At 60.0% G+C, this 24,928-nt stretch carries 23 protein-coding genes; 22 read left to right on the top strand and 1 reads right to left on the bottom strand.

Annotated features, from left to right (window positions below):
• The first annotated feature begins 9 nt into the window (after positions 1–9).
• From C516_RS0110900 to C516_RS20840, 22 genes are all read left to right on the top strand, one after another.
• On the top strand, positions 10–1,158 hold the full coding sequence (locus tag C516_RS0110900; RefSeq protein ID WP_018718423.1) for an NAD-dependent epimerase/dehydratase family protein: 1,149 nt from the start codon (positions 10–12) through the stop codon (positions 1,156–1,158).
• A 5-nt stretch (positions 1,159–1,163) separates the two neighbouring features.
• Positions 1,164–2,195, top strand: coding sequence for an SDR family NAD(P)-dependent oxidoreductase (locus tag C516_RS0110895; protein ID WP_040409489.1), 1,032 nt, complete (start codon positions 1,164–1,166; stop codon positions 2,193–2,195).
• Entirely contained in the window at positions 2,192–2,776 is a 585-nt protein-coding gene (locus tag C516_RS0110890) for a sulfotransferase domain-containing protein (RefSeq protein ID WP_211210612.1), read from the top strand. Before C516_RS0110895 ends, C516_RS0110890 begins: the two co-directional genes overlap by 4 nt.
• A 31-nt stretch (positions 2,777–2,807) precedes the next feature.
• Positions 2,808–3,668, top strand: coding sequence for a hypothetical protein (locus C516_RS19330; RefSeq protein ID WP_156831218.1), 861 nt, complete (start codon positions 2,808–2,810; stop codon positions 3,666–3,668).
• Positions 3,669–3,675: 7 nt separating this feature from the next.
• Positions 3,676–5,070: a flippase gene (locus C516_RS0110885; RefSeq protein WP_084594179.1), complete on the top strand. Its 1,395-nt coding sequence runs from the start codon at positions 3,676–3,678 to the stop codon at positions 5,068–5,070.
• Positions 5,071–5,074: 4 nt separating this feature from the next.
• Complete coding sequence (locus C516_RS21060; RefSeq protein WP_169509145.1) at positions 5,075–6,070, top strand: sulfotransferase; 996 nt, start codon at positions 5,075–5,077, stop codon at positions 6,068–6,070.
• A 6-nt stretch (positions 6,071–6,076) separates the two neighbouring features.
• Positions 6,077–7,330 carry an O-antigen ligase family protein gene (locus C516_RS21055; RefSeq protein WP_156831216.1) on the top strand — a complete coding sequence of 418 codons (1,254 nt, stop codon included), beginning with the start codon at positions 6,077–6,079 and terminating at the stop codon, positions 7,328–7,330.
• Between the two features lie 6 nt (positions 7,331–7,336).
• Positions 7,337–8,428: a glycosyltransferase family 4 protein gene (locus C516_RS20855; protein ID WP_084594178.1), complete on the top strand. Its 1,092-nt coding sequence runs from the start codon at positions 7,337–7,339 to the stop codon at positions 8,426–8,428.
• A complete protein-coding gene (locus C516_RS0110880) occupies positions 8,406–9,590 on the top strand; it encodes a glycosyltransferase (protein ID WP_018718419.1) in 1,185 nt (394 codons plus the stop codon). Before C516_RS20855 ends, C516_RS0110880 begins: the two co-directional genes overlap by 23 nt.
• Positions 9,587–10,294: a phosphoadenylyl-sulfate reductase gene (locus C516_RS0110875; RefSeq protein ID WP_018718418.1), complete on the top strand. Its 708-nt coding sequence runs from the start codon at positions 9,587–9,589 to the stop codon at positions 10,292–10,294. The genes C516_RS0110880 and C516_RS0110875 overlap by 4 nt, the downstream gene beginning before the upstream one ends.
• Positions 10,295–10,298: 4 nt before the next feature.
• The gene (locus tag C516_RS19325) at positions 10,299–11,216 is read left to right on the top strand and encodes an NAD-dependent epimerase/dehydratase family protein (protein WP_018718417.1); all 918 of its coding nucleotides are present in this window, start codon (positions 10,299–10,301) and stop codon (positions 11,214–11,216) included.
• Positions 11,217–11,226: 10 nt separating this feature from the next.
• Positions 11,227–12,318, top strand: a complete 1,092-nt coding sequence (locus C516_RS21050; protein ID WP_156831215.1) for a glycosyltransferase family protein — start codon at positions 11,227–11,229, stop codon at positions 12,316–12,318.
• Positions 12,315–13,436, top strand: a complete 1,122-nt coding sequence (locus C516_RS20850; RefSeq protein ID WP_084594177.1) for a Gfo/Idh/MocA family protein — start codon at positions 12,315–12,317, stop codon at positions 13,434–13,436. Before C516_RS21050 ends, C516_RS20850 begins: the two co-directional genes overlap by 4 nt.
• 7 nt (positions 13,437–13,443) lie before the next feature.
• Complete coding sequence (locus C516_RS0110865; protein ID WP_018718416.1) at positions 13,444–15,618, top strand: bi-domain-containing oxidoreductase; 2,175 nt, start codon at positions 13,444–13,446, stop codon at positions 15,616–15,618.
• Positions 15,615–16,328: a class I SAM-dependent methyltransferase gene (locus tag C516_RS20845; protein ID WP_084594176.1), complete on the top strand. Its 714-nt coding sequence runs from the start codon at positions 15,615–15,617 to the stop codon at positions 16,326–16,328. The genes C516_RS0110865 and C516_RS20845 overlap by 4 nt, the downstream gene beginning before the upstream one ends.
• A gap of 81 nt (positions 16,329–16,409) precedes the next feature.
• Positions 16,410–17,549, top strand: coding sequence for a non-hydrolyzing UDP-N-acetylglucosamine 2-epimerase (wecB, locus tag C516_RS0110850; RefSeq protein ID WP_018718413.1), 1,140 nt, complete (start codon positions 16,410–16,412; stop codon positions 17,547–17,549).
• Entirely contained in the window at positions 17,546–18,787 is a 1,242-nt protein-coding gene (wecC, locus tag C516_RS0110845) for a UDP-N-acetyl-D-mannosamine dehydrogenase (protein ID WP_018718412.1), read from the top strand. The genes wecB and wecC overlap by 4 nt, the downstream gene beginning before the upstream one ends.
• Before the next feature lie 391 nt (positions 18,788–19,178).
• Entirely contained in the window at positions 19,179–20,651 is a 1,473-nt protein-coding gene (locus tag C516_RS0110835; protein ID WP_018718410.1) for a heparinase II/III family protein, read from the top strand.
• Positions 20,652–20,668: 17 nt separating this feature from the next.
• Positions 20,669–21,895, top strand: coding sequence for a glycosyltransferase family 4 protein (locus C516_RS0110830; RefSeq protein ID WP_084594175.1), 1,227 nt, complete (start codon positions 20,669–20,671; stop codon positions 21,893–21,895).
• A gap of 160 nt (positions 21,896–22,055) precedes the next feature.
• On the top strand, positions 22,056–23,474 hold the full coding sequence (locus tag C516_RS0110825) for a mannose-1-phosphate guanylyltransferase/mannose-6-phosphate isomerase (RefSeq protein ID WP_018718408.1): 1,419 nt from the start codon (positions 22,056–22,058) through the stop codon (positions 23,472–23,474).
• Between the two features lie 346 nt (positions 23,475–23,820).
• On the top strand, positions 23,821–24,135 hold the full coding sequence (locus tag C516_RS0110820) for a nucleotidyltransferase family protein (protein ID WP_026321112.1): 315 nt from the start codon (positions 23,821–23,823) through the stop codon (positions 24,133–24,135).
• Between the two features lie 13 nt (positions 24,136–24,148).
• Positions 24,149–24,583 (top strand): HepT-like ribonuclease domain-containing protein, encoded by a 435-nt coding sequence (locus tag C516_RS20840; protein ID WP_084594174.1) that lies wholly within the window; start codon positions 24,149–24,151, stop codon positions 24,581–24,583.
• A 40-nt stretch (positions 24,584–24,623) separates the two neighbouring features.
• On the opposite strand, the gene C516_RS19315 is transcribed toward C516_RS20840, so the two are convergent.
• A partial coding sequence (locus C516_RS19315; RefSeq protein ID WP_040409408.1) for an IS110 family transposase occupies positions 24,624–24,928 on the bottom strand: 305 nt, incomplete at its 5' end.

The raw sequence follows: 24,928 nt of genomic DNA, 5'->3' as shown, positions 1-24,928 counted from the left end.
GAGTATTCAATGCGCGTCCTGATTCTCGGCGGCGATGGTTACCTGGGGTGGCCAACCGCGATGGATTTCGCCGCTGCCGGCCACGAGGTGACCGTAGCCGATAACTACCTCCGACGGCATATCGCCGAGGCGACGGACAGCGAGGCGCTGATGCCGGCGCCAAGCCTCAGTGAGAGGGCGAGGATCTTCGCCGCCGCCAGCGGTTACGAGATCGCGGTCCGCATTGGCGATCTAAGCGACCCCGACTTCATGTTCGAGCTCGTGCAGCAGGCGGAGCCCGATACCGTCATCCACTATGCCGAGCAGCCATCCGCGCCGTATTCAATGCGTGGTTTCCGCGAGGCGCGCGAGACGTTCCAGAACAATCTCGACGTGACCTTCAACTGCATTTGGGCGGTGAAGGACATCGTGCCGGACGCGCACATCGTCAAACTGGGCACGATGGGGGAATACGGCACGCCCAACATCGATATCGAGGAGGGCTGGCTCGAGGTCGAGCACAAGGGACGCAAGGATACCTTCCTCTTCCCGCGCGCCGCCGGGTCGCTCTATCACACGACCAAGGTGCTGGATACGGACCTCCTCTGGTTCTATGTCCGGACATATGGCCTTCGGGTAACCGACCTGATGCAGGGCCCTGTCTACGGCATCTCCACGGATGAGGCCGATCTCGACGCGCGCCTGTGCCCCAACTTTCACTACGACGACATCTTCGGGACCGTGGTCAACCGCTTCCTGGTACAGGCCGTCGCGGGCATACCGCTCACGGTATACGGGGGCGGCGGCCAGACGCGCGGCTACCTGAATCTGCGGGACACGCTGCAGTGTGTACGGCTGGCCGCGGAAAGCCCGGCCGAGAAGGGCGAGCTGCGTATCTTCAACCAGCTCACTGAAACCTTCACGGTCAATGAGCTCGCCGAGCGGGTGCAGTCGGCCGGGGCGGCTATGGGGCTTGATGTGCCGGTTAAATCCGTCCCGAATCCGCGCAAGGAAAAGGAAGAGCATTACTACAATCCAGTGCACACCGGACTGCTCGAACTCGGGCTTAAACCGCATTACATGACGGAAGAAGTGTTGTGCTCCATGCTCGAGCGCATCCTTGGCAATCGGGATCGCATCGTGAATGAGCGGATTATGCCGCGCGTGCGCTGGAGCTAATGGTCATGGAAAAATTCCGCGATAAGACGGTCCTGGTCACTGGTTCGTGCGGTACGGTCGGAGCGGAGCTTGTACGTCAGCTCGTGGCCGGGCCCGCTGCGCATGTCGTCTGCATAGACAACAACGAGACCGAACTCTTCTTCCAGATAGAGCATTACCGGCAAACCGGAAAGGTCTCCGGACACCTTGCCGATATCCGCGATCGCGAGGCACTGAAGCTGCGAATGCGCGGTGTCGACATCGTGCTTCACGCTGCCGCCCTCAAACACGTTGGCCTCTGCGAGGACAGTCCGGCCCAGGCAGTAGCGTCCAACATCCTGGGCACACAGAACGTGATCGATGCGGCTCAGGAGACCGGCGTCGAGCGGGTGATCTTTACCTCCTCGGACAAAGCCGTGAACCCCACCAACGTCATGGGCACGTCCAAGCTGATGGGCGAACGATTGATGACCGCGGCGGCCGAGACAACGGCTAACGGACTGGATGCTCGCGCAGGCGCCGCCGGAACGGTGTTCGCCTCGACGCGTTTCGGGAACGTCCTGGGCTCGCGTGGGTCAGTCGTCCCGCTTTTCCGGCGTCAAATCGAGGCCGGCGGTCCGATTACACTTACCGACCGACGCATGACGCGCTTCATCATGACACTCGAGGAAGCGGTCCGCCTGGTACTGGAATCGGTCTGGCTCGCGACGGGCGGTGAAGTCATGGTCACCAAGATGCCGGTTGCACGCATAGAGGATATCGCGCATGTCATGCGGGATGCCCTGTGCGGAGACGGGGAGGTTGAGATTATCGAGATCGGCTCCAAGCCCGGAGAAAAAATGTACGAGGAGCTGATGAACGAAGAAGAGGTTCGGCGAACTTGGGAATATGGTGATTTCTTTGTAATCCTTTCGGCTTTCGCTGATCAAACGACCCCAGCTTATGCGCACCTACGCGCCAATCGTCAACCCGACCGACCCTACAACTCTGCGCATGAACTTTCGCTAAACCGGGATGAAGTTGCCGCGTACTTCGAGGACAAAGGAGTGCTGACTTGAGCGTTCCGCGGTTACAACGGCTTCGGTCGCGCATCTCCGCGGCTACGCACAAGGCTTATGTGCGGTCGTTCTCTGGCGTCGCACCGTACTACGTTGTGAATGAGTACCCAAAATCAGGCGGGACATGGCTCGCCCAAATGCTCTCGGACGCATTGGAAATTTCCTCCGCCTTCATCCGGTTCGTCTCGCAATCCCCCTCGAGCCCTAGCTCCATCTGGCCGCAATTCGTACGCGCCTGGGCGCACCGCCCCGGCACGGTGCAGACCAGTTACGAGGCGCTGCGCGCAGATACGCCGGGTGAACTGTTGCGCGTCGCTGAAGTGCTGAATGGCGAGCCATTGACGGAGGGGCGGGCCGCAGACGTGGCCGAGCGCCACAGCTTTGCCCGTGCGAAACAGGCGGCAGAGGAAGCCCGGTCGGCCGACGCCGAGATATCCTTCGTGCGCGAAGGGGCCCTGGGTGGCTGGCGCAGGCATTTCACGCCGGGGGCCGCGGCGGCGTTCCGGGAAAGCGGTCACGAGGGCGCTCTGGCACTCCGTCACCGGGAGATTCGGGGAGAGCACCATGCCAACCCTTATTAACGTCTGCGGAGCAAGCCGTTCCGGGACTACAATGCTGGATGTCATGCTCGGCAATGGGCAGAGCGCGTTTTCCTGTGGTGAAGTGTACGCATGGTTCCGTCCCTGGCGAACCCATCACAGGAAGATACGTTGCGCGTGTGGTTCGGACCCCTGCCCTGTCTGGGAGAAAATCGCGTATGTGCCCGAGGCAAGATTTCACAGGACGGTTTGCGATAGGCTCAACGTCGATTTCGTCATCGACTCGTCCAAGTATATGCCGTGGCTTATCGACACCCAGTCCTGGGCTGAGAAATCGGGAATTTCTGTTTTCAACGTTCTGATATACAAGCCACCGATCGAGCTTGCCTATTCGCAGTTCAAGCGAGGGCGCGATCCGCTTGGATGGCGGGATGATTTCGTAAAATACCATGGTCGCCTATTGAGGCTGGGCTTTCCATTCTCGGCCGTCTCTTACCGGGAGCTGGTCAGGTCCCCCGCCAAGATACTCGGGGATATCTGCTCACGGATCGGAATGCATTATGTGAGCGGACAGGAAATGGCGGCGCGAGTTCAGTCCCATCACGTTTTCGGCAGCTTCGGGGTGCGCCAGCAACTGGACGGCGGCGAACTCCGAATCCGGGCAGAGCCGGAATTTAGCGACGATTTCGAAAGGGTGAGAGAGACGATCCAGGCGCGGATAGATCGGGATAGTGAAGTGTGCGATATCGTCGATGAGCTAGAGAGGCGAAGCGTTGGCCGACGGCCGGGTGAGCGTACGTCGACGCAGTTCCGCCGGCCCCTTGTGATGCCGGCTTGGTACCATGTGAGCAGGCTGAAGGGAGCAGTACGGCGGGTATTTCCTCAGGATTTCGCGGCTCCAGAATCGTCGACGGAATGGGAGCGCCGCTCGTGATTGGCGCATGAGGGCCAAGCGACAGTGCGGGTTCCGTGGCCGCCGTCGGCAAGAGGGGGAGCATACCTCCCACCATACGGTGTTCGGAAACGTCGGTGAGCGATTAAGAAAATCATCCTTCCTACGCCCGCTTCTTGGCAGCGCCGGCCTGCGCGTCGCGAACGCCGGGCTTGGATTTGCCGTCGCAGTGGTGCTGGCGCGCACGCTCGGCGCGGACGGGTACGGCCTTTACTCCTCCGCGTTCGTGCTTGCTTCGGTCTGCGCCATTGTCGTGCAGTTCGGCCTGCCTAACCTCGTGATGCGCGAGACGGCGACGGCGACGGTTTCCGAGGACTGGGCGTACATGCGCGCCGTCTGGGGCTGGGCGACGCGCGGAGCAGGCCTGTTTTCCCTAGCCGTGGTGGCGGTCGGTGGATTCGCCCTTTTCGTGGCGGGCGACGGAATGGAGGCCGAACAGCTCTGGACGTATGGTCTGGCGCTGTGCCTCGTCCCCCTGCTTGCCTTTGGCGCATTGCGCGCCGGGGCGCTGCGCGGGTTGCAGCATGTGGTGCTAGCGCAGATTCCCGAGATGGTCGTAAAGCCCGGGGCGATGCTCGCCTTTGCACTCATGCTGGGGCTAGCCGTGCCAGCGACAGCGCGTTTTGCCATGACCATGCAACTCGCCGCCGTGGCGGCAGCTTTTACGCTGGGAACGGTGTTTCTGTGGCGACGGCGCCCCGCGAGCCTGCGCTTGAGTGCCAACTACAGGTCGCCGCCAACGGGCCCGCTTTGGAAGGCTGCGCTGACGATGGCGCTAGCCGCAGGAGCGAACCAGATAAACAATCACGCGGACATCCTGATGATCGGCGTTTTTTGGCCCGCCGATGACGTCGGCGTGTATCGGATCGCGTATCAGATCAGCATGCTTTGCACGTTCGGATTGCAGATCGTGAGTGCGGTGTTTTCGCCTTCTTATGCTCGTCTCTATCGGCAAGGCAATCTCGATAGACTGCAAAGCCTCTTGACCAGCGGAGCGCTCATATCGACCGGCGTCGCGCTCCTTTTGGCTGTCCCTTGGCTCTTTTTTGGAAAACTTCTCTCTGGATGGCTATTCGGACCTGACTTCACGGCCAGTCGGCCAGCGGCGATGATCCTGATAGCGGCCCAGATTATGAACGCAAGCTTCGGACCCATCGGCATACTCATGAACACGACGGGCCTCGAGCGCTATGTCGCCCGCTTCATGGTGCTTGCGGCAGCTACTAATTTGACACTGAATTTTGCATTTATCCCGGTATATGGCGGTCTCGGTGCGGCTACCGCCACGTTCGTGACGCTCGCTATCTGGAACAGCGGACTCTGGTGGATGGCGCGGCGACACCTTTCGCTCAACAGCCATGCCACGGCTGCTTTTTTTCGGTGAAACCATGACGACGGCAACGGACATTACTGTGATATACATCGTGGGACCTTCCCGATCCGGTTCGACACTAATCGAAGATTATATCGCACGGCGTTTCGGAGGAGTCGCTTGCGGGGAGCTTTATCGTATCTCGCAGTTTGCCAAGGGTGACGCCCGGATAATCAAGGAAGACGGCGCAGAGGAAACGTGTGCATGCGGTGCCCCCGTATCGGAGTGTGCGTTTTGGTGTGCGGTGGCAGAAGAAGCGGGGCTTGACCTCGTGCAGAGTTCATTCCGAAGCCGGCTGAGCCGTCGTCAGCGTGTCTTTTTCCGATTGTTTGTGAGGCTTTTGGGGGCACGCCTGACAAACCGGATGGGAAAACTCGTCCCTGCATTCGAACGGGAACTAGAGGTTGGAGAGAATTGCCTTCGCATTTATCGAGCTATATCGCGTGTTGCGAACGTCAGTTTAATTGTCGATTCCTCGAAGCAGGCACATCAATATTACATTCTCAAGGCTGTAGCGCCAAAGAAAATGAGGCTCATTAATTTGCTGCGTGACGGGCGTTCAGTCGTTGCTTCGATGACAAAGAGAGCGCGAGGCGAGGTCTTAGCGAGGAAGATAATGGCAGGCACTGGCCGTTCACCTGCCCCTGAAGATGTGGCTGAGAAAGCGTTCCGGGCATGGATGCTGTCAACACTGAATGGTCTGGTTGCCTTTGCGTTCACCAGTCGCGGACGTCGGGCTATGCTTCGTTACGAGGAATTCTTCGACGATCCGAAAAACGAGATGTCTCGTATCGAACATAGCTTTTCCTTGACCAAAAAAAACTATGCGCAGGAAAGCCACGCCATTGGCGGATCGCCCTCGAGGTACACTGTTGGATTCGAAGACCTACGTGCCGACGCATCTTGGAAAGAGCGCACGCCACCGCAGAAGACTAGTGTCGTGACGGTCTCGGCTCATTTGTTAAATAGAGCCTTGGGTTACCGGGGTGTCGATCGCTCAGAAAAAAATTAGAACTTTATGAGTATGTCCGTTTCAAGTATTGTCGTTTTTTTCTTGCAGGGTTTCATTTTTTTGTATCCAGCACGATTATTTTTGTTCAAAACTTTGCACATATATGTCGCTGCATGTGCCGCCTTTTTGAGTTTGTGTCTCTTTGTCGCACGCCGCCCTTTGGTTGTTAAAAAGTCTTTTATTTTGGCGGGGGGGATATATTTGGTCCCTCTGTTTTCGGTTTTTGCCACGAGCTACCCCGAAGAAACTCGCGTTGCGCTGCTCGCGAGTTCGGTGAATATTGGGTTGGCGTATATGGCCTCATACAAACTCGATCGCGAAGTTTTGCTGCGAGCAATTGCATTAGTCGCCTTGAGTTTTTCAATTATGTTGTTTGTGTCATCTTTCTTTGTGGTCGCCGTTTTTGGTTCCCTTCGTCCTGAAGGTTCGCAAATGGCCGGGGTTGTTGGTTCTTTTTCGAATCACGCCTCAGCAATTGCTCTTCTTTCTTTGCCGTATTTGTTTTGGGCGAGAAAATATGGACTCATAAGCAAGATGATTGGGAATCTTGCCATAGTCGCTTCGGTTATCGTTGCGGTGTTGTCTCTGAGCAGAGCGGCATTTGTTATCTTGTTTATGATTGTGATTCTTACGCCGTTCGTCTTGTCCCGTGGAGCCGGAAGTGGGATTTTGAAAGCGGCACTTATATGTTTTAGTGTATTGTTTTTAAATCTTGTGTCTTATCTAGTTTGGGGCGAAAATTCCTTGATCGCGCAGCTGGTAACAAGGTTTCAGGAGTCGCAGGTCCTCAGTGGTGGCGTAATCCAGCCTAGCAAAGATTTATATGATTATGCGCGCGCCGCTATGTATTTTGAAGGTTATAAGATGACGCTAGACTATTGGCCGCTGGGTAGCGGGATCGGCGGGTTGTCTGCGTATATGGAAGAGAGATTAGGGTTCGGTTTGGTATCGCATAATATCCTGATAACGGCTGCGGGGGAACTTGGGATTGTTGGAGCAGTTAGCTATCCTTTGATATTTTTGGGAATTTCGCTTCGCCTCTGGGCTTTGAGGAGGTGCAAAATGGAAATTTTGTCGGATCTAGGAAAGATTTCCTTTGTTTTCCTGTTTTCGTTTCTTGTTTACTCTCTTGTGCGTCCGTTTGATGGAGTATATATATTTCCAATACTAATGGGGCTGGTTTTGCAAATCCCCGGCGAAAAATGTCAAAAGCGAGGTCCTGTGCGGCGGCTTTCTCATGGAGTTGGAGAAGGTGTCTGAATTCTAATGGTTGAAACGAAACTTGATTGCGTGGTTGTCACCAGGGACGAGGCGCGAAACCGAGCGTGTTTCTTAGTAGAGCCGCTACGGAGGCGTCACCACGCGGCGAGAACTCAACGGCTGAAACTGGATCAGAGCACGTTTTTGGAAATATGTCGCTGGTTTTGGTGGGGCAAAAAGCCAGACATCATTGTATTCATCGGTCTTGGTTTGTACATGGTTCTTCCGATTTGCGCGGCGCGCCTTTCCGGGGTTCCGGTTGTTTTGCGGTTGGGTGGACACCCGCTCCAAGATAATAGCGACCTCCTAGCTAATCTAGCGTATGCCTCCTTGAAAAGGCGGATAAAGGGTTTTGTGAATTATGTGGTCGCTAAGCTTTTTTTGAAACTGCCACGCTACGTTATCTGCGTAAATGATGATTTGGCGGACAGGGTAAAGGGGGATTTGTCGCGAGATGCGGAGATTTTTGTTGTCCCACAGTTTTGTGACGGTGAAGCGGTTGGTGACCGTTCGTTCGTTGTGGGCTCTGCTTGCTGTTTGACTGTCACAAATCTAAACTTTATGTCCAAAGCCTTAGGTGTCATTTGGCTTATTAAGCAACTGGCCGCCTTTTGCGAACGGACAGGTCGATCGGTGACGTTCAGTGTTGCGGGGGACGGAGTTTTTAGGTCGGTTGTCGAAGACTTTCTTGCATCATATGACGGAAATCGGCTTCTTTTTGTGAAGCTCATTGGTTTTGTGCATGATGTGGATTCTCTTTATTCGTCAGCGGATTTCTTTCTATATCACTCAGAGCACGATGGCACGCCAAACGTGATTCTTGAGGCGAAGCGTTGGGGGGTTCCTACGCTTGTTAACGACTACCGACCATTTCGTTCTATCATTTCGCACGGTGAGACTGGATGGTTGTTTAGAAACTCTCATGAGTTTCTGACCATATTTGCGGACATGGTTGAAGATGTATCGCTGAGAAGGAAAGTATCCGCGGGTGCGCGTTTGGAACACAAAAATTGTTTTTCAAAGGAAGCGGTTGGTATCCGACTTGAGAACGTCCTAAAAAAAATTTGCAGGCGCCATGTACGTCGTAAACGTTATTGAGGAAGGCAAGCTCGGTGGGCCGCAGGTGCGGATGGTGCGGGTCGCCGAAGCTCTCGACGAACGGGCCCAGACGCTGATCGTCATGCCGCGCGCCAACTCTGGTCCGTTTCGCGAAATGTGCGAGAGCCGTGGCGTGCCCTACCGCGCATTGCCGCTTACGCGCATTACCAAAGATTGGCGTGCCGCTCTTGGGTATCTGCTGTTTTCGCCTATTGAGGTCATTCGTCTCGTCCGCGTCATTCGCCGTGAGCGAATCGATCTCGTCCATGCCTCGGGCGGCAGTTGGCAATACAAGGGCGTGGTCGCCGCAAGGCTCGCCGGCGTGCCGGTGGTCTGGCATCTCAACGACACGGCGATGCCTGGCTGGGTGCACGGACTGTTCCGGATGGTGCGGCCGCTGGCCTGCGGGGTTATCTTCGCCTCGCATCGCTCCCAGGAGTATTACGGGGGTGGAATCCGAACCGGGCGCCCACAGGCCGTGGTGCCAGCGACAGTTGATTCGGCACAGTTCGATCCGGATCAGGGGTATCCCAACGACCCTGATCTCCCCGTCGCGGACTCGACGCCGGTCATCGGCACCGTTGCGAACGTTAGCCCGATCAAGGGGCTCGAGACGCTGATCCGATCTGCCGCATGCCTGCGGGACAGGGGGGAGGAGCCACACGTGGTCATCGTTGGGCCGGTCTTCGACCGTCAGCGTGCCTATTATCGCCGCCTTCTCGCGTTGGTTCGCGAGCTGGAGCTGGAGCGGGTGTATTTCGTTGGCGCGCGTGCTGACGTCCGGCCGCTGCTCGCACGCTTCGATGTCTATGTCTGTAGCTCGCAGGCGGAATCCTCGCCCGTTTCGGTGTGGGAGGCGATGGCGATGGCCCGGCCTGTTGTCTCCACTGATGTGGGCGATGTCCCCCGACATATCGTCGATGGAGACAGTGGGTTTGTGGTGCCGGTTGGCGATCATGAGGCACTGGCGGGGCGCGTTGCGACACTGCTTGACGACGAACCCCTGCGGAGGCGTTGCGGTGAGTGCGCGAGGGCGATAGCGGTCGAGAACTTCAGTGTCGATAAGGTGGCGAAGGCCACTGGAGATTTCTACGAGCAGGTGCTGGATGACTGGCGCCGGCGTCGGGGCAATGGTGCGCGGCGCAAGAGGGAGCTTGGATGAATCTGGTGAAAGAGGACGCGCTGAGCGCCGCGGAGGGGAAGGCCGCGGCGGTGCTGGAACGGCTTTCGGCGTTCGATGCCGAAGGGAGGCGTGTTTTCCTGAGCTCATCCTTCCAGACGCAGAGCCTGCCGCTGCTGCACATCGTGTCGCGCCACGGTGCCAATGTCCCGGTAGTGTTCCTGGACACGGGCTATCTCTTCCCGGAGACATTGGCATTTCGTGACGCGACCGCGGCGCGGTTGGGGATCGAGGTCATCAACGTTCGGCCTCCGGTTCCGAAATCGGAACAGCGGGCCGCGGATGGCCGGCTGCTGTTCGCGGCGGATACGGACAAATGCTGCTTCCTGAACAAGGTCCAGCCGCTGGAACCCTACCTGCGGGCATACGATGTCTGGATTAGCGGAGTACGTGCGGATCAAAGCGCTGTACGGGCAGGCTTTGCGGAGGAGCAGGTCGGCCCCCATGGCATCCTTCGTTACCACCCCATGCTCACCTGGACGGCGCGAGAGGTCCATGCCTATCGCGAAGCGTATGATCTGCCGGAGCATCCGCTGGAGCGTCAGGGTTACCTGAGTATTGGCTGCATGCCGTGCACGCGGCCGTTTATGGATACTTTAGCGGAGCGGGGCGGACGCTGGAGCGGGCAGTCCAAGACGGAGTGTGGTCTGCACACGGAGCTGGGAGCTCGTCAGGAAGGTGACTAAGAGGATGAAGGTCGTTATCACGGGTGCAGCCGGCTATGTTGGCTGGAGTGCCCTGAATGTGCTGGCGGAAGATGAGCGGATAGGCGAGCTGGTTGTCTACGATAACTTTGCCCGACGTAACTATGGGTTACTGCTTGCAGAGAAGCGCCCGACGTACAGCAAGGCGAGGGTAATAGTCGACGATATCCTGAATTCGCGTGCCTTGAAGCACGCGGTCGAGGGGGCGGACTGCGTGTGCCATCTGGCCGCGCTCGCGCCATCGCCGTATACCGATGACAATCCTCACGCGTTCGACCAGGTTAACCACTGGGGGACTGCCGAGGTCAGCTATGCGGCCGAGGACGCCGGCGTGTCGCGTATCGTCTACGTTAGCAGTGGTGCGGTCTACGGCTTTCCGGGTCATATGGCCGACGTTACGACAGAGCCGATGCCGGCGAATGCCTATGGGGCGTCCAAGCTCGCGGGAGAGCGGCACGTGCAGCGCCTGGCTCGCCAAATGGATACTTTGATTTTGCGTGCCGGGACGGTTTACGGCCGAAACCCCGTAGCCCGCTTCGACACATTCATGAACCGCTTCGTTCTCGATGCCGCGCTTGGTCGACCGTTGCATGTCCATGGCAGTGGGGAGCAGGTCCGGCCGGTCGTACACGTCGCGTCGCTCGCTCATGCCGTCGGTGCAGCGGTTGCTGGCGAGGTGGCAGCCGGCGTGCACAACGTCGTGGAAGAGAATGTAACCGTTAACGATGCCGTGAGCGCTCTGCGTGGGCATGATCCTGCGGTCGAGGTGATCCACACCAACCAGCAGGCACGCTTGCATGACCTTCAGGTCGAACCAACGCCACGTAGCGGGGCGTTGCCGGAGATACGTCGCGACTTCCACGAAGAGTTACCCGCGATGCTCGACAGCATCCGCCTAGCGTGACGCTCAGCGGGTGGCCTTCAAGACCCTATACCTCGCGATCTCGGGCCATGGTTTTGGCCACGCCGGCCAGGTTGCGCCAGTTGTTGCGGGGCTGCGTGCCCGGTTTCCCGGCCTAAGTGTCGTCATACGGACGACTGTACCCCGCGGAATCATAGAGACGCTGTTCGGCCCCGACGTGCATATTATGACGGGCGTGTCGGAGCCGGTGATTCAAATGCGTGGTCCGCTCGACGTCGATGTGGCGGCAACCTGGCAAGAATATGCCGACTATCACCGAGAACTCCGCGTGCACGTGGGAGAGGAAGAAACGCGTATCCGTGATGCGGACGCCGACCTCGTGCTGACTGACGTCCCCTATGTTCCAATTGCGGCGGCGAGGGATATCGGTGTCCCGGCGATTGCCCTGTGTTCGCTGAACTGGGCCGACGTCCTCGAGCACTATTTGCCGGTTCGGGACGCCCAGGTGGAACGTCTCGTAGCAGAGATCCGGGCCTGTTATCGCGAGGCCGAGCGTTTCATCACCCCTACGCCATCGATGCCGATGCGGGGATTGGGGAACCTGGAGCGGGTCGGGCCAATCGCCCGGCTTTCAACCGCGAGACCCGGGGAACTGCGGATGCGGTTGCCACAGACGGAAGGCAAATGGATTGTTCTTGCGACAATGGGAGGGGTAACCGGAGGGACGAACGCATCGTGTTTCCCGCGTATGGAAGGCTGTCACTGGGTCGTCCCGGATAGGTTGGCGCCGTCCTGCCGGTTGGATGTGACCCCAATCAGTCGGGCCGGAATGCCGTTCCTAGATGTCTTGGCGGGGGCTGACGTGGTGCTCACCAAGCCCGGCTACGGCACGTTCGTTGAGGCAGCGTGCCATGGTATTCCGGTGGTCTATGTCGAGCGTGACGATTGGCCGGAAAGTGCCGCACTGGAGGCGTGGTTGGCGAATCATGGCGTGGCGGTGCGGGTCGCTCATGCAGAGTACGCGAAAGGGGAGGTTGTTAATGCAATAAGGGTCGCTACCAGCCGCGTACCAGCGCCGCGAATTGTTCCCACCGGTGTCGATGAGGCGGTGGCGAGGATCATAGAGAGCGTGACAGGCTTATGAGTCATCTGACCGCGGCGAAAAAGGTCCTCCGGTTTACGAATATCTATGGAAAGCATCGAACGCTTTTTAAGGTTGTGGGGCGTTCTAGGGTTGGCATACCTCTGGTTTGGCGTTCCCATCCAAGTCCGGACGTGGCGCTGATCGGTTGCGGGCAATACGGCTTTGCTACTCTTGGATACTTCCTTACCCGTCGGTATGGTCGCCGGTTACGCTGGTGTTACGACATTGATGTCAAGGCCGCGGAGACCTGTTCCAAGGCCCTGGGTATTGGTCGAGTTGCCAGTTCGCCGGATGAGATTATGGCGGACCCGAACGTCTCGTTTGTATATATCGCGTCGAACCATGCGTCGCACACGGATTACGCAGTCGATGCGCTCAACGCTGGGAAGGACGTCTATATAGAAAAGCCGGTAGCGGTTTCGCTGGAGCAGCTTTCAAGGCTCCAATCGGCGGTTTTACGCAATGATGCCAGGATCTTTGCCGGATACAATCGACCATTTTCCGGGGCGATTCAACATATTCGCAGCATGCTTCCAGAGTCGCCCGCCGGAGGCGTGTCATTGAGCTGCTTCGTATCCGGCCACCGAATTCCTAAAAATCACTGGTATCGGGATCCGCAGGAGGGTACTCGAATCTGCGGTAATGCCGGCCACTGGATCGATCTTTTGGTCCATGTATTGGCTTGGCGTGGCCTGCCCGACATCTTTTCAATGCAGCTCCTTTCCGGAGATCCTGACGAGGGCGATGATAATTTTTCCTTGTCGATAAGTTCCAACCACGGAGACATTTTCTCGCTGATGTTGACGTCTCGCTGTGAGCCGTTTGAAGGGATCAATGAGACAATTAATTTTCAACAGGGCGACGTTATAGCAAAAATCGATGATTTCCGATCTATGACGGTTTGGCGAAACGATTTTATTGCGAAGAAGCGGTTCAAGCCGAAAGATGTGGGGCACAGGGACGGAACGCTACAACCATTCGAAGGGCGACGAGGCCGAGACTGGCAAGAAATACTCGTTTCGACCCTATTGATGCTACGCATTGCGGATATGGTCCGTTCGGGACGCGCATCTGATCGGCTGTCCGTGCAAGACGAATTGGCGCATATAGGGCATTGAACGGTTAATGAAACAGATACTGCAAAATCTCAAGGACGGCAGTACCGTCCTCGCGGATGTCCCCCGACCGTACGCCGGGCGGCGGCAGCTCCTTATCAATACCCACGCAACACTCGTGTCCGCGGGCACGGAGCGGATGCTCGTCGAGTTCGGCAAGGGCAATTGGGTGCAAAAGGCTCGTCAGCAGCCGGATAAGGTGCGGATGGTGCTGGAGAAGATGCGCACGGACGGCGTTGCCGCGACCATGGACGCGGTGCGAAGCAAGCTGGACCAGCCGCTTGCTCTCGGCTATTGCAATGTCGGTACGGTGGCGGGGGTAGGGGAAGACGTGACCGGATTCTCGGTCGGTGATCGTGTGGCCAGTAACGGCAAGCATGCCGAGGCAGTGGTGGTCCCGGAGAATCTCTGTGCCCGCGTTCCGGATGCCGTGAGCGACGAGGCGGCATCCTTCACGGTACTTGGTGCGATTGGGCTGCAGGGCATTCGCCTGGTTAACCCCACTCTTGGTGAGTGCGTTGTGGTGACCGGCCTCGGGCTTATTGGCTTATTGACGGTGCAGATGCTTCGCGCTCAGGGCTGCCGAGTGTTGGGGATCGACTTGGATCCGGAGCGTCTCGCCCTTGCCGAGCGTTTTGGGGCGGAGGTAATGAACCCCGGCGCGGGTGAAGATGTGCTTGCCCGCGGGGAGGCCTTTTCGCGCGGGCGCGGCGTGGACGCCGTGCTCATTACGGCCTCCACGCGAAGCAACGAGCCGGTGCGCCAGGCGGCGCAGATGTGCCGCAAGCGCGGGAGGATCGTTCTGGTGGGGGTGACGGGCCTGGAGCTTTCCCGGGCCGATTTTTACGAGAAGGAACTCTCCTTCCAGGTGAGCTGCTCCTATGGGCCGGGACGATACGATCCGGATTACGAGGAGCGGGGGCAGGACTACCCGGTCGGTTTCGTCCGTTGGACGGAGCAGCGAAACTTCGAGGCGGTGCTGGACCTGATGGCGTCTGGCGCAGTGGATGTGGACCCCCTGATCTCACACCGCTTCAGCATCGACGACGCGGCGGATGCCTATGATTTGCTCGCGTCCGATGAGCCGTCCTTGGGGATCCTGCTGGAGTATCAGGGGGCGGCGGACGATGAACGGGCTTCTGCAATCGAGGCCCCGACCGGGCGTATTGAGACAGGGGCGCGGACCGTTCAGCTTGAAGCCAACACGGCCGCTCCGGCCCGGGGCGATGGGTCCGCTGTGCGTGTCGCCTTCCTGGGTGCGGGGAACTATGCAGGGCGGGTCCTGATGCCCGCGTTTCAGGGTGCTGGCGCCATAATGCACACGGTGGTCAGTAACGGCGGCGTCAGCGCAACGCATTACGGGAAGAAGTTCGGGTTCCAGCACGCATCCACAGACATAGAGGCGACGCTGGCCGACGACACGGTGGATGCAGTGGTCGTCGCGACCCGCCATGATGCCCATGCCGCGCAGGTGTTGGAGGCGCTGCGGGCAGGCAAGCATGTCTTCTGTGAGAAACCCTTGTGCCTAACCCGGGAAGAACTCACGGAGATCGAGCAGGAGACCAGGGCGCGCCCGGGCCAGCGGCTGATGGTGGGCTTTAATCGCCGTTTTGCACCTCATGTGGTACGGGCGAAGGAGCTGCTTGCACGTGTGGATGCGCCCAAGAGCGTGATCGTGACAGTGAATGCAGGGGCGATCCCAGCCGACCACTGGACCCAGAATGCTGCGGTCGGCGGGGGGCGAATTATTGGCGAGGCCTGCCATTTTATTGATTTGGCGCGCCACCTGGTCGGCGCGCCAATTGCCACCCATGGGGCCTTCTCGTTGGGTCCCCACGCGGGAGTGGAGGTTACTGAGGACAAGGCAACGATCCAGCTCGGATTTGCCGACGGTTCCCAGGCGACGATTCACTACCTCGCGAACGGCCACAAGGGATTCCCGAAGGAACGCGTGGAGGTGTTCGCCGCCGGCCGCATTCTGCAGCTGGACAACTTCCGGCGGCTTCGCGTCTGGGGATGGCCGAATCCGCGGCGGGCGCGGTTATGGCGTCAGGATAAAGGGAGCAAAGCGACACCTGCGCAGTTCTTGGAGGCTGTGCGCCATCTTGGGCCCGATCCAATCCCGCAGGGGGAGCTCATTGAGGTATCGCGTACCGCGATAGAGGTTGCGGAGGACGTTAGATGAGCTGGCTGACGGCGTGGTTGGATCGTGTGCTATATCCCGGTTATGGAAGTAACTGGGACGATAATCTTTTCCGCGAACGAGTGCTGGACCGCCTGACCGGGGGAAGCGTTGTTCTTGACCTTGGCGCTGGGGCGGGGATTGTTCCGCAGATGAATTTTCGCGGTCACGCCAAACATGTGGTCGGCGTGGACCTTGACGAACGGGTTCTTGAAAATCCGTACTTGGACGAGGGCTGTGTCGCGGACGTCGGGGATATCCCGTTTGCGAAGGAGAGTTTCGATCTGGTGTTCGCCGATAATGTGATGGAACACCTGGATCAACCGTCCGATGTCTTTCGTGAAGTGGCACGCGTATTGAAGCCGGGAGGTATGCTGCTTTTTAAGACGCCAAATCGTATCCATTACATGCCTATGATTGCGCGGTTGACACCGCACTCGTTCCATCGTGCGATTAATCGCGTTCGGGGTAGAGACGGTGACGACACTTTCCCCACTCGATATTATGCAAACAGTATGAAACAGGTGCGCCGATTAGCCTTGGACACCGGGTTTAAGGTCGAGCGAATTGATCGGGTCGAGGGGCGCCCCGAGTATCTCCGGGGGACAGTGCCCAGCTACCTCGCGGGGGCGGGTTACGAGCGCATAGTGAATGCGACAGAGCTCTTCGCGCCACTACGGATCCTGCTGATTGCCGAGTTACGCAAGAATTGAGGGAGCTTTACCCGGAGTGATGAAACCGTCGGGTACGCTATACATACATAAAACGTGAAATCACAGGGAGCAGTCACCGGTTTGGCTTTACAGGTACTGACGGTCTTCGGCACGCGGCCGGAGGCGATCAAGATGGCGCCGGTCGTGCGGGCGCTTGACGGCGCGGACGGGGTGGACTCGCGCGTGTGCGTGACCGGGCAGCATCGGGAGATGCTGGAGCAGGTCCTTGCGCTGTTTGATATCGAGCCCGCCTTTGATCTGGCTGTGATGCGCCCGGGGCAGGACCTCACTGGCGTCACTAACGCGGTGCTGGAAGGCATGGGACCGGTGCTCGACGAATATCGTCCAGACTGGATGCTGGTCCACGGCGATACCACGACCACGTTTGCTGCTGCGCTGGCCGCGTACTACCGCCGAATCCCGGTGGGGCACGTGGAGGCGGGCCTTCGCACCGGTAACCGCTATGCCCCGTGGCCGGAGGAGATGAACCGCCGGTTGGCCGGTGCGCTGGCCAACCGGCACTTCGCGCCGACGGCGCGGGCGCGGGAGAACCTTCTGCGGGAGAACGTTAGACCGGAATCTGTGACGGTTACCGGGAATACGGTGGTGGATGCGCTGCTGGGCGTGGTGGACCGGCTGCATGGTGATGAGACACTGCAGGCGCGGTGCCGTGAGGCCGTCGGTGCGCTGGATGCGGGCAAGCGGTTGATTGTCGTGACGGGGCATCGCCGGGAGAGCTTCGGTGATGGGTTCCGGAACCTCTGCACGGCCTTGCGCCAGCTCGCCGACCGGGGGGACGTTCAGATTGTCTACCCGGTTCACCTGAATCCCAATGTTCAGGGGCCGGTCTACGAGCACCTCGGTAACCATCCCGCCGTACGGTTGCTGACCCCTATGGACTATCTTCCCTTCGTCTGGCTGCTCGACCAATCCGAGCTCATCATCACCGATTCCGGTGGCATCCAGGAGGAGGCACCGTCGCTGGGCAAGCCAGTATTGGTCACGCGGGAGACTACGGAGCGCCCTGAGGCGGTGGAGGCCGGTACGGTTCATCTGGTGGGGACGGATCCGGCGCGCGTCGTCGCCGAGGCCGAGCGGCTGCTCGACGACGGTGATGCCTACGCTGCAATGGCCCGTGCTCATAATCCCTATGGGGATGGCAAGGCCGCCACGCGCATCGTTGAGGCGTTAGTCGCTGCAAACAGGGAGACAACGACTTGAGGAATTCTAAGGAGCGGCCCCGCGTTACCGTCCTGGGGCTGGGCTACATCGGCCTGCCTACCGCCAGCCTGCTCGCTACGCGAGGGTTCAGTGTGCATGGCGTGGACGTCAATCCCGAGGTGGTGGATACCATCAACCAAGGTGCCATCCATATCGTAGAGCCGGATCTCGACGTACTGGTGCGGTCCGCGGTGCAGAGTGGCCAGCTGCGCGCCGGCACGGAGCCGGAGCCCGCCGACGTGTTTATCCTGGCGGTGCCCACGCCGTTCACCGAAGACCGGGAGCCGGACCTGGGGTTCGTTGAGGCGGCGAGTCGGGCCATGGCTCGGGTCTTGGCGCCCGAGAACCTGGTCATCCTGGAATCCACCAGCCCAGTAGGCACTACCGAGCGCGTGGCGCACTGGATTGCGGAGGAACGCCCGGAGCTTGGTGGCGGGGCAGTGCATGTGGCCCATTGCCCGGAGCGCGTGCTGCCGGGTCAGATCATCAAGGAACTCGTCGATAATGATCGGGTGGTGGGCGGACTGAACGATGCCGCCACCGAGGCGGCGGCAGCCTTTTATCGTGAGTTCGTCTCCGGTGAGGTCCTGACCACCACGGCCCGGACGGCGGAGATGGCCAAGCTTACCGAGAATACGTTCCGCGATGTGAACATCGCTTTGGCCAACGAACTTTCGGTTATCTGCGAGCGCCTGGATATCGATGTCTGGCGGCTCATCGAGCTGGCCAATCGACACCCGCGGGTCAACGTCCTTCAGCCCGGTCCTGGCGTGGGAGGTCATTGTATCGCGGTGGATCCGTGGTTCGTTGTCGCGTCCGCACCGGAGCAGAGCCGGCTGATCCGAACGGCCAGGGCCGTGAATGACGACAAGCCCGACCAGGTGGTAGCACAGGTTGCTGCCCAGGCCCGCCGTCTGCGGGAACCGGTGATCGCTTGCCTGGGGCTGGCGTACAAGGCGGATGTGGACGATCTACGTGAGAGCCCTGCCCTAAGGATCACCGAAACCCTCGCGCGCCAGGGCGCGGGGGAGATCCTGGCGGTGGAGCCGCACATTCAAGAACTCCCCGAGACACTCGCCCGCCATGATATCCGTCTGGTAGGCCTCACCGAAGCAATGGAACAGGCCGACCTCGTCGTCCCCCTCGTGCCTCACCGACCTTTCCGCAACATCCCCGCCAGCCAGCTCCAGCGCAAGATGGTGGTCGATGCTTGCGGTTTGCTGCGCTTGCTCCCATAAGAGATTTCACGCGCGTACCCTTGTCAAGGAGGATGATGTGGGACTCGGCTTTCGAGTCCCTTGGCCAGATGTTGCTCCGCCCCGCGATGCTGTTGGGCCGAGCGGGGATTGCTATCGGTTTTCTAACAGCAGTCCACCAATCGATCAGGATTTCTAATTTCATGACGATTTTGAGAAGGCGGGCGACAGAGGCCATTTCTTCGGGTGCATGCGCCCCTGTGTCGCGTGATGGTCTCGTCTGATGCGCTTTCGTGCGCTCGCACGGTGGTTCCGAACCGCGCGCCATCTCCGCTGGGAACAAGTGGTATGGCGGCTTTGGTATCGGTTCTATCGTGCTACGCCGGACACCCGGCCGGCGCCTGCCGTTCGTCTGCGGCAAGGAAATTGGGAAATGCCGGTGGCCCGGGAGGCAACCATGCTTGGCCCGGGCATGTTTCGGTTCCTCAATCAGGCCGGAACGGTGACCGATCCGGTGGATTGGAACGATCCGAACCAGGCAAAACTCTGGCTGTATAACCTCCATTACTTTGATGATCTGAATAGTCGGGATGCCGGCGATCGGGAGCATTGGCACCGAGCGCTGCTGGAGCAATGGGTAAGGGAGAACCCTCCCGGCACGGGTAACGGTTGGGAGCCGTACCCGTGTTCGCTGCGCATCGTGAACTGGGTGAAGTGGGCCCTCGGCGGCGCGCAACTGGAGGCTGCATGGCGGCAGAGTCTGGCTGTGCAGGCCCGATGGCTCGAGCGACACCTCGAGTATCACCTTCTAGGCAATCACCTCTTTGCTAACGCAAAGGCCCTGGTGTTCGCGGGATTGTTCTTTGAGGGTGACGAGCCGGAACGTTGGCTACACCTTGGGCGACGGATCCTGGATCGGGAGGTTACGGAACAGATTCTGCCCGATGGGGGGCATTTCGAGCGCAGCCCCATGTACCACGTCATTATCTTCGAGGATCTGCTGGATCTGCTCAATGTGCACTACGCCTATGGTGTGGAGCCGCCGCCAGCGTGGCGAGAGGTTGCAGGGAGAATGTTGGGTGCCCTATCCGGGATGCAGCATCCAGACGGGGAGATCGCTTTTTTTAATGACGCGGCAGTCGGTATCGCTCCTACGCCGGGTGCTGTGCGCGACTATGCCGTCCGGTTAGGTCTCTACGGCGATGAGATGAAGGGGCTCGTGGTATCTCTGCCGGACACCGGTTATTTCCGACTAGCCAGCGGTCCGGCGGTCTGCATCGCCGATGTGGCACCCATCGGCCCCGACTATTTACCTGGCCACGCCCATGCCGACACCCTGAGTTTCGAGCTCTCTCTCGATGGCCAGCGCGTATTCGTGAACTCCGGAACCTCGGAGTACGGTACCAGCGCCGAGCGTTTGCGTCAGCGTGGCACGGCGGCGCACAACACGGTGGTCGTGAACGGGTTGGATTCTAGTGAAGTCTGGAGCGGTTTCCGGGTGGCGCGGCGCGCGCGTCCGTTGGATGTCGAGTACGGTGTGAATGGAGAGGAAGTCTGGCTCGCAGGTAGCCATGACGGGTACCGTCGCCTCTCCCGCGCGTTGCTGCACCGCCGCGCCTGGCAACTCAACGGGTCAGGTCTTTCCGTGCAGGATGAGTTGACCGGTGCCTTTGACGTGGCGTGCGCGCGTTTTCACCTTCATCCTACGACCACGTTGATCGCAACGGGGGAGCGGAAAGCGCGGTTTTGCACTTCTGCGGGGCGTGAGGTGGTGCTTGCGGTGGACGGGGGGACGTTGCGCGTTGAACCGGCCACATATCATCCGGAATTCGGGGCTGCCACACCGACGCAGTGTCTGGTTGTCGAATTCCACGGGCCGCACTGTGAAAGCCATCTGTATTGGTAGAAGGGCATTGTGCCTTAATGAGAATTCTCTTTCTTTCCGATAACTTTCCCCCAGAGACCAACGCGCCGGCCACACGACTGTACGAGCACGCGGTCGAATGGGTGCGGGCCGGTGATGAGGTAACGGTGATCACCTGCGCACCGAACTTTCCGGAAGGAAAGGTCTTTCCCGGATACCGAAACCGCTGGTACTCGGTAGAGAACGTGGACGGTATCCGCGTAGTGCGGGTGAAGACGTTCATTACCGCGAATGAGGGGTTCGTCAAGCGCACGCTGGATTACGTCTCGTTCATGCTGGCGGGAGCGGCTGCCGCTGTCTTTCAAAAACGTCCGGATGTGGTGGTGGCGACGTCGCCACAGTTCTTTGCCGCGGTCGGTGGCTGGCTGGTATCCGTGCTCCGACGCCGGCCCTTTGTATTCGAGCTACGTGACTTATGGCCGGCGTCGATTGTGGCCGTGGGGGCTTTGGACCAAAGCCGCGCTGTTCGTGTCCTGGAGCGGTTGGAACTATTCCTGTATGGCAGGGCACGACGGATAGTGGCGGTGACGGAATCGTTCCGGAAGGATCTGATTCGCCGCGGCGTTCCCGAAGGCAAGATCGATGTCGTCCGCAATGGTGTCGACCTGGAGCGCTTTCAGTCGGCGGAACCAGACCAGTCTCTGGCGCAGGAGCTCGACCTGGAGGGCAAGTTCGTCGTCGGCTATGTCGGGACTCATGGTATGGCCCATGCGTTGGAGAAAGTGATTGATGCTGCAGAGCTGCTGCGTAATCGGGACGATATTGCGTTTCTGTTCGTCGGGTCTGGCGCTGCGAAGGGGCAGGTCGACGGACTGATTCGAGATAAACAGCTGACGAACGTGCGCTCGCTCCCTCGCCAGGCCAAGGAGCGCGTGCCGGCCATCAGCGCGCTCTGCGATACGGCAGTGATCCCGCTACGTGACTCCCCGGTGTTTGAGAGCGTGATACCTTCCAAGCTCTTTGAATGTATGGCGATGGGCACACCGGTGGTCATGGCGTTGCCGGAAGGTGAGGCCACCGGATTGGTAAGGGAGTATGGCGTCGGTGTTTGCGTGCCCCCCGAAGATCCGGAGGCCCTCGCTGCCGCGGTTCAGGACCTTGCAGATTCCCCAGATCGTCGAATTGGGTTTCGAGATGGCGGGTTGGCGGCGGCCCCTGTCTTTGCGCGTGTTCGACAGGCCCAACGCATGCGCGGGTCGCTGGATGCCGCTGTTGATCGCATTTGAAAGTGGTGGTGCGTGCAAAATTGCTAGATTGCGGCGGATGAGGATGATGATCGGTCGCTTGACGAGCTTGTTGCTCTTTACTGTTCGGTTTCCGCGCCGAATGGCTGGGCGACCATTATAGGTTGCCGGGGTCTATATAGGCGGAGCGTGTAGGGGGGGCGTGGTGGTGCTTTGCCCGGTTATCCTCTGTGGCGGCTCCGGCAATCGTCTCTGGCCCCTTTCCCGCAGCCAGCATCCGAAGCAGTTCCTGCCGCTGGTGGGCGAGCACAGCCTGTTGCAGGCGTCCGTGCTCCGCGCCGCGGGGTTGCCCGGGGTTCAGCCACCGGTGACGGTGGCCAACGCGCACTATCGTTTCCTCGTCGCCGAACAGCTCCAGGCCGCGGGCGTCGCGCCGGGCGCGATGCTGCTGGAGCCGGCGGCGCGGAATACGGCTCCGGCGGTCGCGGCGGCGGCGATGTGGGCCCTCGAGCAGGATCCGGAGGCCGTGCTGCTCGTCGCACCCTCCGATCATCTCGTACGGGACGTCGATGCCTTTCACGACGCGGTCTCCCGCGGCATGGATCAAGCCCGTTCGGGTCATCTCGTGACGTTCGGGATCATTCCCGATGCCCCCGAGACCGGGTATGGCTATATCCGAAGCGGTGCGGCCATCGCCGACGGCGTGCAGGCGGTGGATGCGTTCGTCGAGAAGCCGGATGCGGAGACGGCGGCGCGTTACCTTGCCGAGGGCGGGTATCACTGGAACAGCGGGATTTTCCTGTTCGCCGCGCAGCGGTATCTGGACGAGCTTGCCGCGTACCGGCCGGATATCCTCGAGGCGGTCACGACGGCGTGGGCCGGGCGTCAGGAGGATCTGGACTTCATCCGGCTGGACGAGGCGGCGTTCGCGGCCTGCCCGGCGGAGAGCATCGACTACGCGGTGATGGAGCACACGCGGGACGCCGCGGTCGTGCCCATGGACTGTGGCTGGAGCGACCTGGGGAGCTGGGGCACGCTCCACGCCGTGGGTGAGCGGAGTGAGGAGACGGATAACGTCCTGATCGGGGATGTCGTGGCCGAGGATACCCACGGTTCCTATATCCGTTCCGAAGGGCGGCTCGTCGCTGCGGTGGGGCTGCGGGATGCCGTGATCGTGGAGACGGCGGATGCGGTGCTCGTTGCCGACCGCGAGCGTGTCCAGGACGTGAAGCGCATTGTTGCGCGCCTGGAGGCGGAGGGCCGGGACGAGGCCACGGTCCACCGTCGGGTCAATCGTCCATGGGGGGCCTACGAGGGCATCGCCTCGGCGGAACGTTTCCAGGTGAAGCGCATCACGGTGAATCCAGGGCAGCAGCTGTCGCTGCAGATGCACCATCACCGGGCCGAGCACTGGATCGTGGTGAAGGGCACGGCCCGGGTGTGGCGGGGGGAGGAGAGCTTCCTGTTGACCGAGGACCAGTCGACGTACGTGCCGCTCGGCACGGCGCACCGGCTGGAGAACCCGGGTGTGATTCCGCTGGAGCTCATCGAGGTCCAGACGGGGAGTTACCTCGGCGAGGACGATATCGTGCGCTTCGAGGATGCCTATGCGCGGGAGTAGTCGGGCCGGGGGCCTGTCGGGAGTCGCCGAGCTACGGGTTCGGAGGCCTGGGATGTCGCACACCTGCGGTGCACGACCTACCCGCTCTGTCGGCTGCCAGGAGCAGCCGACCTACTTGAGGCGGGTTAAAGCGTGTCCATGATTGATTGTCGGCTGCCGGGAGCAGCCGACCTACCTGGGGTGTAGGTCGGGCACGGCCGGAGGCCGTGTGCGGCGTTCCTGCTGATACGCAGCGGTCGTCGAGCTCCGTGGCATTGTCGCCAGCCGATCCCGGGCAAGTGGTGGCCTTTGCCTGGGGTTTGATAGGCTTGCACGAAAGAGACCAGACTCCGGATAGATTGACGCCATGCACCCCCTGATCCAACGCAGGCGTAAGGATATCGTCGCAGCTTGTCAGCGTTACGGTGTGCGGCGCCTGGAGGTGTTTGGCTCGGCCGCGCGGGGTGCGGATTTCGATGATCGTCGCTCGGATGTGGACTTCCTGGTGGAGTTCGCGCCGGATAGCGCCGCCGCCTCCTCGCTGCAGGAATATCTGGCATTCCGTGCTGAGCTGGAGAAAATCCTGGACCGTCCTGTCGACCTGCTTCCTGCGGATGGCGCGCGTAACCCCTATGTCCGTGCCGAGATTGATCGTAGCCGGGAAGAGGTCCATGCGGCGTGATCCTAGGGCCTAACTGTGGGATGCGCGTGAAGCCGCTCGAGCTGTCGCTTCCTTCATCGACGGGGCTGACGAGGCTGAGTATCTGAATAATCCGTTGTTACGCTCAGCGGTGGAACGGCAACTCGAGATTGTCGGCGAGGCTTTGGGTCAGCTGGAGAAGGTTGCACCGGAGCTGGCTGAAGAGATCCCGGAACTTCGTGCAGCGGTGGATCTCCGGAACATCCTGATCCACGGCTACGCAAAGGTGAATGACCGAATCATCTGGAATGCCGCGTGCAAGGACTTGCCTCGCCTGGCCGGTGAACTGGATGTGCGCCTGCAAGAGCCGGAATCCCGATTTCCCCGACGTCGTGCAAGGTGCCGGAAGAATGGCTCATGCGTATCAGGGCCAGATGTCGGCTGCCAGGAGCAGCCGACCTACCTGAGCGTAGGTCGGGCACGGCCATAGGCCGTGTGCGACGTTCCTGCTGGGTGTCGTAGATACCGTCTTACCCCTGTGCTTGCAAGGGGATGTTGGGATCGAAGGATTGGCCGGACTTGAGCACGCCGTGGATGAGGTGGAGGAGCTTTCTGGCGGCGGCGCACACGAGGGACTTGCCTCTTACGCCACGCTGTTTGAGCCGCTCGACATAGGCGCGGATCACGGGGTTGTGTTTCATCGCGCACAGGGTGGGGAAGTACAGCGCCTTGCGCAGGGCGGCGTCGCCGCATTTGGAGATCCGGCGCGGGGCACGCACGCTGGTGCCTGACTCGTAGGGCCTGGGGTCGAGCCCGGCGAAGGCGACGAGCGACT

Source organism: Arhodomonas aquaeolei DSM 8974, from assembly GCF_000374645.1.
Lineage (GTDB): Bacteria > Pseudomonadota > Gammaproteobacteria > Nitrococcales > Nitrococcaceae > Arhodomonas > Arhodomonas aquaeolei.
This window is presented reverse-complemented; position numbering and strand designations above follow the sequence as displayed.